This window comes from Acinetobacter sp. A2 (genome assembly GCF_012371325.1).
Classification (GTDB): domain Bacteria; phylum Pseudomonadota; class Gammaproteobacteria; order Pseudomonadales; family Moraxellaceae; genus Acinetobacter.
Genome location: NZ_JAAZQX010000025.1, coordinates 1 through 12,964, shown reverse-complemented (window position 1 = coordinate 12,964; position 12,964 = coordinate 1). Strand labels below are relative to the sequence as shown.

General features: G+C 41.1%; 10 protein-coding genes and 1 tRNA gene. 8 read left to right on the top strand and 3 right to left on the bottom strand.

The annotated features are described in order from the left end of the window. The first annotated feature begins 139 nt into the window (after window positions 1-139). The 3 genes from HHA43_RS09900 to HHA43_RS09890 all read left to right on the top strand — a co-directional run bounded on the left by HHA43_RS09900 (window position 140) and on the right by HHA43_RS09890 (window position 5,498). A complete protein-coding gene (locus tag HHA43_RS09900) occupies window positions 140-3,238 on the top strand; it encodes a multidrug efflux RND transporter permease subunit (protein WP_168542548.1) in 3,099 nt (1,032 codons plus the stop codon). 189 nt (window positions 3,239-3,427) lie between these two features. Then, the gene (gene mgtE / locus HHA43_RS09895) at window positions 3,428-4,762 is read left to right on the top strand and encodes a magnesium transporter (protein ID WP_168542546.1); all 1,335 of its coding nucleotides are present in this window, start codon (window positions 3,428-3,430) and stop codon (window positions 4,760-4,762) included. A gap of 145 nt (window positions 4,763-4,907) precedes the next feature. Beyond that, the gene (locus HHA43_RS09890) at window positions 4,908-5,498 is read left to right on the top strand and encodes a DUF4112 domain-containing protein (protein ID WP_168542544.1); all 591 of its coding nucleotides are present in this window, start codon (window positions 4,908-4,910) and stop codon (window positions 5,496-5,498) included. A gap of 96 nt (window positions 5,499-5,594) precedes the next feature. On the opposite strand, the gene htpX is transcribed toward HHA43_RS09890, so the two are convergent. Further along, complete coding sequence (htpX, locus tag HHA43_RS09885; RefSeq protein ID WP_168418829.1) at window positions 5,595-6,500, bottom strand: protease HtpX; 906 nt, start codon at window positions 6,498-6,500, stop codon at window positions 5,595-5,597. A gap of 122 nt (window positions 6,501-6,622) precedes the next feature. Beyond that, entirely contained in the window at window positions 6,623-7,489 is an 867-nt protein-coding gene (locus HHA43_RS09880) for a lytic transglycosylase domain-containing protein (protein WP_413784400.1), read from the bottom strand. Window positions 7,490-8,001: 512 nt separating this feature from the next. On the opposite strand from HHA43_RS09880, the gene ttcA reads away from it, so the two are divergent. Together ttcA and HHA43_RS09870 are read left to right on the top strand one after the other, a co-directional pair. Beyond that, window positions 8,002-8,922 (top strand): tRNA 2-thiocytidine(32) synthetase TtcA, encoded by a 921-nt coding sequence (ttcA, locus tag HHA43_RS09875; protein ID WP_168418828.1) that lies wholly within the window; start codon window positions 8,002-8,004, stop codon window positions 8,920-8,922. 236 nt (window positions 8,923-9,158) lie between these two features. Then, window positions 9,159-9,542 carry an SCP2 sterol-binding domain-containing protein gene (locus HHA43_RS09870; RefSeq protein ID WP_004972111.1) on the top strand — a complete coding sequence of 128 codons (384 nt, stop codon included), beginning with the start codon at window positions 9,159-9,161 and terminating at the stop codon, window positions 9,540-9,542. Between the two features lie 134 nt (window positions 9,543-9,676). On the opposite strand, the gene HHA43_RS09865 is transcribed toward HHA43_RS09870, so the two are convergent. Beyond that, window positions 9,677-10,792, bottom strand: coding sequence for a transglycosylase SLT domain-containing protein (locus HHA43_RS09865; RefSeq protein ID WP_168418827.1), 1,116 nt, complete (start codon window positions 10,790-10,792; stop codon window positions 9,677-9,679). Between the two features lie 364 nt (window positions 10,793-11,156). Between HHA43_RS09865 and greB the strand changes: the two genes are divergently transcribed. From greB to HHA43_RS09850, 3 genes are all read left to right on the top strand, one after another. Beyond that, a complete protein-coding gene (greB, locus tag HHA43_RS09860) occupies window positions 11,157-11,654 on the top strand; it encodes a transcription elongation factor GreB (protein WP_168542542.1) in 498 nt (165 codons plus the stop codon). An 86-nt stretch (window positions 11,655-11,740) separates the two neighbouring features. Continuing rightward, window positions 11,741-11,830 (top strand) — tRNA-Ser (locus tag HHA43_RS09855). A gap of 793 nt (window positions 11,831-12,623) precedes the next feature. Continuing rightward, window positions 12,624-12,884 (top strand): hypothetical protein, encoded by a 261-nt coding sequence (locus HHA43_RS09850; protein WP_002058491.1) that lies wholly within the window; start codon window positions 12,624-12,626, stop codon window positions 12,882-12,884. Window positions 12,885-12,964: the final 80 nt, after the last annotated feature.

Below are 12,964 nucleotides of genomic sequence, written 5' to 3'. Positions count from 1 at the left end.
TTTTGATAGGTCGTCATAGAAGATCTATTTAGCTGTGGTAATTTGAGAAACCCTTTTAAGCTTTCTGATTTTGCTGATAAATTTGATGCTCTAGCAAGACTTAAATAACAACGCTGCCACCGAAAAGTGATCCTGTTTTATGCTGTCAAAATTTTTTATTGAACGTCCTATTTTTGCTGGAGTCCTGGCCATTATTGTCATGGCGTTTGGTATTTTTTCCATTTTAGGTTTGCCGGTCGAGCGTTATCCGGATATTGCACCACCCCGCATTACCGTGAGTGCCACTTATACTGGAGCTTCGGCAGAAACAGTGGAGGAGAGCGTGACCCAGGTGCTGGAGCAGCAGATTCGAGGGCTGGATCATCTGCTGTATTTTAGCTCGAGCAGTGATTCTTCGGGTCGGAGCCGAATTAGTATCAGCTTTGAAAATGGAACCAATCCAGATACCGCACAAGTACAAGTGCAAAATGCCATTAATGGTGCAATCAACCGTTTACCTGAAGATGTGCAACGTCAGGGTGTAAATGTGTTCAAATCGCTGGGTGATATGCACATGGTGATTGGCTTGTACGATGCTACAGGCAAAAGCAGCAATATTGCTTTATCAGATTATATGATGAGCCATTTGGAACAAGACCTTGCCCGTATTGAGGGTGTAGGAGAGGTCGATGTTTTTGGTTCACAATATGCCATGCGAATTTGGCTAAATCCCTTAAAGCTTAAGCAATATGCATTAATGCCCAGCGATATTCAGGCAGCAGTACAAGCGCAAAATACGCAGGTTGCCGCAGGGGCAATAGGAGAGTTACCGACTGCTCAAGATCAATACCTCAATGCCAAAGTTACGTCAGGTTCACGCTTAAAAACTGTAGAAGAATTTGAAAATATTATTTTAAAGGCCAATCAAACAGGCGGCTTTGTTTATTTAAAAGATGTTGCACGGATTGAGTTGGGCGCAGAAAATTACCAAAGTTTTAATACCATTAATGGTTTTCCATCGGCAGGTATGGGGATTTCCTTATCTTCAGGGGCGAATGCGCTGCAAACCTCAGCTTTAATTCAAAAAGAAATACAGCACTTAAAACAACAGTTACCTGATGGCTATCAAATCGTATTTCCAAGAGACAACACGCCATTTGTGCAGGAATCAATTAAAGAAGTGGTGAAAACTTTAATTGAAGCGGTCATTTTAGTCGTGATAGTCATGTTCCTATTTTTACAGAATTGGCGTGCCACGCTTATTCCCACCGTGACTGTGCCTGTGGTGATTTTGGGGACAATGGCCATTCTGCAAGTATTTGGCATGAGCATCAATACCCTGACTTTATTTGCGTTGGTCTTGGCGATTGGTTTATTGGTGGATGATGCGATTGTGGTGGTGGAGAACGTAGAGCGCTTAATGCATGAACAGCAGCTAAACGCTAAACAGGCCGCCATTGCATCCATGCAGGAAATTAGTGGTGCTTTGGTGGGTATTACTTTAGTACTGACAGCAGTATTTATTCCTATGGCGTTTTTTGGTGGGTCAACAGGCGTGATCTATCGTCAGTTTTCCATTACGTTGGTTACGGCAATGTCTTTATCCTTACTGGTTGCGCTCATTTTAACGCCTGCATTATGTGCTTTGATTTTAAAGCCGAATCCACAGCCTGCAAAATGGGCGTTGTGGTTTAATCAAAAACTGGAACAATTCAAACAACGCTATCTCCAGCTTTCTGCATGGACCATGCAACATAAGAGCATCTGTCTGGTTGTTTTTGCCAGTTTGCTCACGGTCTTTGCCTTATTTTACCGTGCCTTGCCAACCAGTTTTATTCCCAATGAAGATCAAGGCATGTTATCTGTCCAGATTAAATTGCAAGAAGGTGCGCCATTATCGAAAAGCCGAGAAGTGGGAGAAAGTGTCCGTGAATATTTTATGCAGCAAGAGGCAGACAATGTTGACTTGGTGATGCTGCGCTATGGACGTAATTTTTCGGGAACGGGACAGAATTTAGGCCAAGGCTTTATAGCACTTAAACATTGGGATGAACGAACGGGTAAAGCGAATACTGCAGAAGCCATTCGTGAACGGGCGATGCAACATTTTCGTCAGCATCCTGATGCCCAGATTATGATTGGATTGCCTGCTTCAGTACGTGGCTTGGGGCAAACCGACAGTCTAGAGTTTTGGATTCGGGATGTGAATGGTGCAGGGCGGGACTTTTTAACGCAACAGTTTGAGAACTTAGCGAAGCAAGCGAGCCAATACTCAAGTTTTGAAAATTTGGATCAGCGTGCTAACCCAGAAAAAGCTGAATTAAATGTCACGATGGATCAGAAACAAGCCATGGCAGCGGGTCTAACCCAAACTGCAATCAACAGCACTTTGTCGGCTGCATGGGGTGGCAATTATATTAATGATTTTATTGATCGCGGCCGAATTAAACGTGTGATTATGCAAGGCGATGCAGAGTTTCGTGCTCAACCTGAAGATTTATATCAGTGGTCGGTACGTAATCAACAAAACCAGATGGTGCCATTTAGCCAGTTTGCCCAGCTAAGCTGGGGTGGTGGGCCTGAAGTGGTCAATCGTTTCATGGGATATAGCGCCTTGCAAATGGAAGCCGATACGACAGAAGGCAAAAGTTCTGGTCAGGCTATGCGTGATTTGGAACAATTAGTTGCACAGCAACAAGGAATAGATTTGGCATGGAGTGGATTGTCTTATGAAGAAAATCAGTCCAGCGCTCAAGCCTTAATTTTATATTTGGTTTCAATTGGTTTTATTTTTCTGTGTTTGGCTGCCTTGTATGAAAGCTGGAGCATTCCAACCGCAGTAATGACTGCAATTCCATTGGGTATAGGTGGCAATATTCTATTTAGTTATTTTGCCGGCTTTCCTAACGACATTTATTTTCAAATTGCCTTACTGACCACCATTGGTTTGTCTTGTAAAAATGCAATATTAATTGTGGAATTTGCCTCTGTGGCGCAGCAGCAGGGAAAACAAGTGGTGCAAGCTGCTTTAGAAGGTGCGAGTTTACGGCTTAGACCAATTTTAATGACTTCATTGGCATTTGGCGCAGGTATATTACCATTGGTCTTCGCTTTTGGTGCAGGCGCAGCAAGCCGTCAGGAAATTGGCGTAAGTGTGTTGGGTGGGGTAGTGTTTGGCACAATTTTAGTCTTAATTTTTATTCCGTTTATGTATGTGTTGATTCGTTCGGTGTTTAAACCTAAAGTACAAAAAATCTAAGCTTGTTATCGCTTAAAAAATGATTTTAATGAAATGCTTAGCTGAGTTTTAGGCTATGATGTTGCTCCAAGCTCAAGCCTGTAAAATTAGCAAGCTTAATCTTAAATTTACTAAATACTGTGAAAATCTTTAGCTCATATTTCATTCGTATTTGGCTACGCCCGTGGGCTGATGGTATTGGTGTTTGGCATGAAACTTTTACACACTGAACAGTTAGAACATGCACTGCAATCACATCAATACAGTGCCGTGCAGGAGATGATTCAAAATATTAACCCTGCCGATTTAGCCGATTTAATACAGTATTTAAGTCTGCAAGCTCAGGTCAGTTTAATTGAACAATTAGACAGTGCTGCCTTGGTGATGGAGTTTTTGCCCTTACATTCACAGCTAAAAATTGCTGAAACCATTGCTCCTCTGAAATTGGTTGCTTTGATTTCAGAGATGCATTCGGATGATCGCACAGACTTATATAAATTACTGTCCCCCAATTTACAGCGCTATATCAGCTTAAATATTGCAGAAGAAAAGCGCGCTCAAATTCAGTCCTTGGCGCATTATCCCGAAGAGTCGGCTGGCGCCATTATGAGCTCCGACTTTGTGGTGCTTTCGCCTGAATTAAATATGCAGCAAGCCATAGATGAACTGCGCACAATGACAGCAGATCGGGAAACTTTATACCTGATTTATATTGTAGATGCGGCCATGAAACTGCTGGGCGTCATTTCTTTAAGAGAGATTATTCAAAATCCGCCTGAGCAAAAAATTAAACAGGTGATGTGTACCGACTTGGTGACGGGTTTGGTCACTGAAGATCAGGAAAGTATTGCCCTAAAGCTCAGTCATTATGATTTCCTAGCCTTGCCGATTGTAGATGATGAACAGCATTTGTTGGGGATTGTCACTTATGACGATGCAATGGATGTGGTACAGGCTGAAACTACGGAGGACTTTTTAAAGTCGAGTGCGGTAGCGTCTTCACCTGGCATGAGTATAAAAACTGCGCCAATTTTATTTTTATATCGCAAACGTGTGTTTTGGTTGGTGATTTTGGTATTTGGCAGTTTATTGTCTGGAATTGGCATTGCGCATTATGAAGACATTATTGCAGCACATATTGTACTGGTTTTTTTCTTGCCGCTTTTGGTCGGTAGTGGTGGTAATGCGGGTTCTCAGTCTGCGACCTTAATGGTACGGGCACTGGCTACAGGTGATGTGCAATTTAAAGATTGGCTGCATTTACTCGGACGTGAAAGTTTGGTGGCGCTATGTTTGGGTGGAACTATGGCTTTTGCGGTTTCAATTTTAGGCTATTACCGTGGCGATCTTATGGTTTCACTGGTGTTGGCTTTGAGTATGATGGGCATTGTGCTGATGGGCTGTTTAATTGGCATGAGTTTGCCTTTTATTTTGCATCGCCTGAAACTAGACCCTGCCAGTGCCTCTGCGCCTTTGGTAACCTCGATTTGTGATGCAACGGGCGTGGTGGTGTACTTATTTATTGCTTCACAGTTGTTACTTTAAACACTGTCGGTGATGATGACTTATTCAAGACCTCATCTTAAACTTTTTGCATTGATCAAAATTCTGTTTATAAAATCATAACAGACCTGAGTAAAAAACTGCTTTATTCTCAAGTAGATTGCATTTACCCAACGATACGTTTTCTATGCCAGAACCTGCATCTTCAAAAAAACTTAGCCAGCAAGAGGTGATTCGCTTAGAGCGCGATTTAGCCAAGTTTGCCAATATGATGGATTCTGTGGTGCGTATTCCATTTACCAAGCAGGGCGTGGGAGCAGATGCCGCATTAGGCACTGTACCTGTCGCGGGGGATGTCGCAGGTTTTGCACTGACCTGTTATGCGATTTATAAAGCCAAACAAATTGGTGTACCACAAACCAAACTCACTCCCGTGATTAAACTTGCTGTGATGGATGCAGTAGTTGGTTTTGTGCCAATTGTCGGCACAGTATTTGATGTATTTATTCGTCCAAGCCGTAAAGCTTTAGATGTAGTGCATACGCATATCCGTGAAGAATATCAGATTCACAGTGAGCATCATGTGGTACATCCTTTTTTACATGAGCGATTGGAACGTAAACAGCAGCAGTCAGCATTTTGGCGTAATCCTGTTGTGGCATGGCTTTGGATTCATTTACCCGATTTATTGGGAGTACTGTTTTTAATCTTGCTCGTTTGGGCTATGTGGTTGGGCGCAAACTGGTTGTGGCAGTGGTCACAAACTTTTGCAGTATAAAATAAGTAAAGTTTGGCTTTTGGCTTGCATGCAGTCATAAAAAAAGCTTCCCGAAGGAAGCTTTTTTGTTGTGAAAGCACAATGTGTTGAACAGTCTTAAGGCAAGTTTAATTGTTGTAATGCCGCAACACGTTGTTCAATGCTCGGGTGAGTTTGGAACAATGCGGCCAAACTAAAACCTTGTTCCTTACCAGCAGAAATTGCAAAAGCTTTCATTTCTTTTGGCATAGCATCAGGCATTTCAGACTCTGCTTGTAAACGCAATAACGCAGAAATCATAGCTTGTTTACCTGCTAAACGTGCACCTGCTTCATCTGCACGGTATTCACGTTGACGCGAGAACCACATCACAATTGAAGATGCCAAAATACCAAAGACAATATCTAATACAATGGTAATTGCAAAGTAAGCTAAGCCTGGGGCTTCGCCATCTTCACGACCAAAGACATTACGGTCAATAAAGTCACCTGCAACACGAGCAAAGAACATAACAAATGCGTTCACAACACCTTGAATCAGTGCCAGTGTAACCATGTCACCATTGGCAACGTGGCCAATTTCGTGTGCCAGTACCGCGCGTAATTCATCTTTATTCATGCGCTCAAGCAAGCCAGTAGATACAGCCACTAAAGCATCATTTTTGTTCCAACCCGTTGCAAAAGCATTAGATTGATAAGAAGGGAAAATACCCACTTCTGGCATTTTAATACCAGCACGTTGCGACAATTGTGCAACTTCATTTAATAACCACGCTTCAGCTTGGTTACGAGGGGCATTTGGGTCAATTAATTCAGTCCCAGTTGTTTTTTTCGCCATCCATTTAGACATGAATAGAGAAATTAAAGAGCCAACCATACCAAAGACAAAACAGATGACCAACAGGTTGCCTAGGTTTAAGCCACCCGCGCCATGGTAACTACCGACACCGAAGAGTGACAAAATTATGCCAGCTACAACCAGTACCGCGAGGTTGGTTAGCAAGAACAAACCAATCCGCATCATTGAGTAAATCCTCTTATATTGAAAATGTAATCTGATTTGTTAATAAATCATGTCGTTAAATATGCGGTGTATGTCTTAAAAATTCAAGAAAAAATAATAAAACTGTACCAAAAATATCGACTTTATTCTGAAATGAAAATACGTGCCGATGCAGTGGCATTGCCCGTGGCATAAGAGCCCGTTGGGGCATCGGTAAAGCTACCATCTGCAGCCATAATAATTTGTCGTTGTGGGCGTTTGTTCACGCTGACTTGATGGTTGCTGGCGCTATAATTATCTGACTGCGCAATAATTTGTGCATTTTGGGCAGTACTGCTGCTTGAAGTATTATTATTTTGAGGGCTACCAGCGCTCACCCCATTGGCATATAGGTTGCTATAGCGGCTGGTAACACGACGGACGTAGTCCTGTGTTTCACGAAAAGGTGGTACACCGCCGTATTTTGCGACGTTGCCTTCACCTGCGTTATAACCTGCCAAGGCCAAGGTGGTATTGCCATTAAAGCGTTTTAATAACCATGCTAAATATTTTGCACCCGCCATAATGTTTTGATGCGGATCATAAGCATTGCTGACATTAAAACGACGTGCTGTCGCAGGCATAAGCTGCATTAAACCTTGCGCACCAACAGGGGAACGTGCGTTTACATTAAAGCCCGATTCGGTATGCATGACCGCTTTAATTAAACCTTCAGAGATGCCATGTTGTTGTGCGGCTTGCTGAATAATATGGTCAAAGGCATTTTTATTGCGGCTATAACTTGGCAATACTGAAGCTTCAGATGAACCCCAGTTGCGATAGCTGTGAATATTGCTGTCTGCGTAATAGGTGACTTTAACTTTTTTTAGGGAACGGTCGTTACTTTTACGATTGGTCAGTAGGGTGCTGCCATTATTGTCTTTATACATATAAATCTGACCTGCATGTGCAGCCGTAAGCAATGGCATGCTACTAACAGATCCAAAAAAACACAGTAAAAAAACCTTCATTTTATTTTTCATGGTGTGATTACACTAAAAGCTGTCCCCAAACAGTTGTTACGAGTTTAACAAAAATCTCACAGATGAAAAGACTTTGTACAAATTCATTTACAGGAGTAGCGAAAAAAATCAAGCGAAATTGCTGACAGAGTAATCAAAAAAAATATTTATTTTTTTTTAATTGGCTTAGCTTGACACACTTAAATCATTGATTTTTATTTAAAATAAAAATGATCACAAAATGATCAATTTAAAGAGAAGCCTTAGAATATCGGCAAGAGGCCTTGTCAAGTTGTTTTAAATCCACAAAGTTATCCACAGGATTTGTGGAAAACTGTGGAAAAGTCCAAAAGATAAGCATCTTGCCGAAAAACTGAACGCGAAGGTTCAAAATAACATGCGGTTCAATACAGCCCGATGACAAAAATTTTGATTCCGATGAATTTGCATTCTTTTGATGCGATGTTGGTCTGAATCGGCTAAAATTGCGCGGTAATTTTTTTCATGGGTTAATCTCGTCTATGTTCTCACCCGTTGAGTCCGATCAAGGATTTAATTTCAAGCCAGAACTCCCAACCAGCTCTGCGTATTATCGTTTGTTGAAAAAGCTGCGTCGCCAAGTCGGGCATGCGATTCGTGACTTCAATATGATTGAAGATGGCGATAAAGTCATGGTGTGTATTTCTGGCGGGAAAGACAGTTATACCTTGCTGGACATTATGTTGCAGTTTAAACGTATTGCGCCAATCAATTTTGATGTGGTGGCAGTCAACCTAGACCAAAAGCAACCTGGTTTCCCTGAAGATGTATTACCGCGTTATTTAGAAGAAAATAACATTCCGTATTATATTTTGGAAAAAGACACCTATAGCATCACCAAGCGTTTAACCCCTGAAGGAAAAACCTATTGTGCGGTATGTTCACGTTTGCGCCGTGGTTCGCTCTATGGCTTCGCACAGGAAATTGGTGCGACCAAAGTGGCGCTTGGACATCACCGTGATGATATTTTGGCGACTTTTTTCTTGAACTTGTTCCATGGGGGCAGTTTAAAGGCGATGCCGCCAAAGCTACTTTCTTCAGACAAGAAAAATATGTTGATTCGTCCATTGGCTTATGTGGAAGAAAAAGACATCATCAAATATGCAGAAATGCGCAAATTCCCAATTATTCCGTGTAACTTGTGTGGTTCACAGGAAAACTTACAACGTGCGATTATTAACGACATGCTGCGTGAGTGGGATAAAGCGCATCCTAAGCGTTTACATAGTATTTTTGGTGCTTTGCAGAATGTATCGCCATCCCAATTGGCAGATCGCGAATTATTTGACTTTGAAGCTTTAGATAGCCAGCGTGTATTTGATTTTGCAGATCAGGTTGAACAAAATGCTGCTGAGCAGAACAAGCGCATCAATATGGTCAATTTAGGCTACGCTGCAGACTAAGTTTAAAGAGTGCGTTAATCTTAGATTCAATATAAACACCAAGCTTCGGCTTGGTGTTTTTTTATGCTATTGATTTATTTGATAAAGTATTAAATATACAAAAACTGAACGTCCCGTACAAAATTTCTTAGCCTTTATTCAGGTTATCATGCTATAACAATCATCAAGCAAAATAGCTTAATAATGATGGTGTCTGGATAGACAACACACATGCACAAATATATTGAGGAAGAATCATGCCTGCTTTTTTAACTGATGATTGGTTTGCGACTGTAGAAAACTTAACGGCTCAAGCTGGTGATTTAAATTTACCTCCTGCATTGGCAAATCTAGCAATTAACTTAGTGGTGACTGATGCTGCAGGCAACACCGAGTTGTCTTTAGATGGCGGTAAAATCCAAAAAGGTTTGGCGGACAACGCGAAAACAACATTAAATATGGATGCGGAAACCTTACGCAAAGTATTCTTAGAATTTGATATGGCTGCTGCAATGCAGGCTTTCATGACAGGTAAAATCAAAGTACAGGGTGATATGTCACAATTAATGGCATTGCAAACTGCAAAACCAAGCCAAGAACAAAAAGATTTGTTTAAGAAGATTCTTGAGCAATCTGCTTAATTAAAGTCATTTCTGCTGTAGTGGGTATTTATTGCCGCTACAGCATTAAAAAAGCCTAGCTGACGTATCAACTAGGCTTTTTTATTTGGGCTATAAATAAGAAGCTACAAAATCAAATTTGCGATTTAAGCGACTTAGATGTTAACCAATTGTGGTGTGGTCTTAATATGCTCTAAATAAGCACGAATACGGGTCACGTATTGCACCGCTTGACGATAACGTCCATTGCTGGCTTTGTTACGGTCTAAATAAGCATATAAGTTCACCCAGTTATTTGGGTTCTTACCTTGCGCACGAATTCGCTTCTGAATCTGACTGACTGCGCCTGGACCCATGTTATAAGCCACCAGTGCGTACCAGTTACGATCAGGGAACGGAATATGATCATAGCGGTTTAGCATCTGATCATAATACTTGGCACCACCCTGAATACTTTGAGCAGGATCGGTACGGTTACTGACACCCATTGCTTTGGCTGTATTGTTGGTCAGCATCATAATGCCACGCACACCCGTTGGCGATACAGAATTAGGTTTTAGGTAAGATTCCTGATAACCAATAGCTGCCAAAAGATGCCAGTCCAAATCATACTGTGTTGCTGTCTTTTTAAAGTTTGCCTTATATAAAGGTAGACGATTACGCAAATCACGCTGGATTAGATCCCACGATTCTTGCTTAACAACATTACGGTTATAAAATGAAGCCAATTGACTAATAGAACCGTTTTGTTTGCCACGGCAAACAAAGTTACTTGCAGTTTGGCTCAGTGGATCATCTGCGTGTTTAAACACCCAGTTCAGCTCGCTATTCAAGCCATTACGCTTTAGGGTATTTAAATCGCCACAACTGGCAGAAAATGCAGTGAGTTGCTGATTTTCGATACTTTGGATACTCGATGTGGTCATCGCAAAGTTGGCTTTACCAGAAGAAACCCATTTTAAAGCTGTGGCATTGTCGCTCACAGTTTTAAATTCGAGTTTCACATTCATGCTTTCGGCATAGTTACGCACTAGGTCATAACCAAAGCCATGTAAATGCTGTCCATCTTTAAAGACAGTCGTTGAATTGGCTACTGAAACGACGGTCAATTTATTTTGATTGACGACGTTGTCAAACTGATGGGCCGTTTTGCCTGCGTTAATACTGTGAAATGGGAGAAATGCAGTACTTAAAGCAAGGACTTTTAAAGGAAGACGATTAAAAAATGAGTGAAGGCTAAGCCTAGACCCAGACGTTGAACTACTGTGCATGTTGGCTCCGCTACAAGTAATTTATGCCCTAAAAAGCAAAGGCAACATGCCTTGAACTTTTTCAAGTTTGATAAATTCAATAAGGGTTGGGCAGTCATGACGTCATTCAAAATGACTTGGGATTAAAGGGAAACATGTGTAGAATTTCTACACGGGTTAAAAATTGAACAATATAAAAAGATGTGCGAATAATAAAGACGAAATTTTTGGATGTCAAATTTTGTACACCAATTTTTTGAAAAATGTAACATAAGATATTAATTTTATTGAGGAATAAAGTTTATAAACTTTAGTTGTGTAGAAAAATGCAATAAAATAGACGATTGATGTTAACCAAATGTAAAAAAATGGCAGCAAAAACACCGTGAAATCTAACTTAATTACACGTTCTGGACACGATAAACTGGTCGCTGAACTACAACATTTATGGCATGAAGAACGACCTGAAATCACGAAAAAAGTGAACTGGGCAGCAAGCCTTGGCGATCGGTCGGAAAATGCGGATTACCACTATAATAAGAAAAGGTTGCGTGAAATAGACCGTCGGGTGCGGTACTTAGGTAAGCGTTTAGAAGAGTTACGTATAGTCGATTTTTCTCCTGAACAAGAGGGGAAAGTGTATTTTGGTGCGTGGGTCGAAATTGAAAATGAACAAGGCGAGCAAAAGACGCTAAGAATTGTGGGAGTAGATGAAATTTATGATCATCACCCGCAGCATATTTCAATTGAATCTCCTATGGCACGGGCTTTGCTGTCTAAACAGATAGATGATGAAGTAGACGTACACACACCTTTAGGTAAAAAGAGCTGGTTTATTAATTCAATACGTTATGAAAAGCCTGAAATCACACAAGATGGCTAATTTTTGATTTTATTTTGTACATTTGAAGCATAATTTTTAGAAAATATTTGCCAAGCTGAATTTTTCTTTATATGATAGCCGCCATTGGAAGCGTGGCAGAGCGGTTTAATGCACCGGTCTTGAAAACCGACGAGGGTGTGAGTCCTCCGTGAGTTCGAATCTCACCGCTTCCGCCAAATTTTAAGATAAGCCCTTGTATTTGCAAGGGCTTATTTTTTTGTCTGTAGTTTTACCCCTCAACCTACCCCTCATCAAATTTTGGATTGGATTGATTTCTTTTGGTGGTATTTGGAAGATTAAGGAATATAGTTTAATAAGCTGTATTTAAATCTAACTAAATTCTTATTCAAACATTTTTTAATTATAAATATTTTCACTCCCCATTTATTTAGCTTGCTTGACGCTCTACAGCGTGCAGATTATCCTTAGCCTGCTGACCTACATCGTCAGTCGGTTTTGACAGACCGTTTACACACAAGCACATCAAAAAAGTAATTTTTTGGTGGCGAACTCGTTCGTCCCCCTTCGTTGCGGTAGGGCGAGGGAGGGACGCCTTGTGCGTGCTGATTCTTGTGTGTCAGTCTGTCAACCCTTTCTCGTTCTGCCACCATCAATTGACAGTGATTCTGGTAGAACTCTTTCACACAAGGAGTACGCCATGCGCTTACATCAAGACCGTCTTTTATATATCTCTTTTTTTATGTTTGTGCCGATTGGTGATTAGACCTGATGCTGTGTATTCCATGCATCGCTGTGTCGATAACTTTCTAAGAATAAAACTTTTTCAAGTACATATTACCGATATGAAGATGAATCTCTCATGCTGTTTTGAGGGGCATAGATTTGTGTGCTTTATCGTCTATAACACTTCAAAAAACATAGATATTCATTCCAACATTTATGACATGGGGAACACTGTGTCTGATTAAGACCAAGACCAGTGATGCCTATAAAAAAGAGAAAATGATGATGTTTAAAACTTTCCTAAAAACGACCCTGATTTCATCACTACTTGCAGGCGCATCTTTGGCGCAGGCAGGCTGGTTTGCACAAGCCAGTGAATCCTACCTTGTTCAAGCACGTCATACAGGCGGTGGGGTTTATCAATGTCTTTATAAAACCAATCCTGGCAACCGTGGTTGGCGTAATTTTACGGTGAACTTTCAAGGTGGTTGTCCACGCTTTGTTCACTTTAATGCGCAGAATGGTCAAGTCACTGTGCCCAACTAAATGCCTTGTTGATGAAGTATTTGGATTGTCACTGCTTGCTCCAAAGTTAACATGTTGAGCAGTCCAAAATGACCGCTATA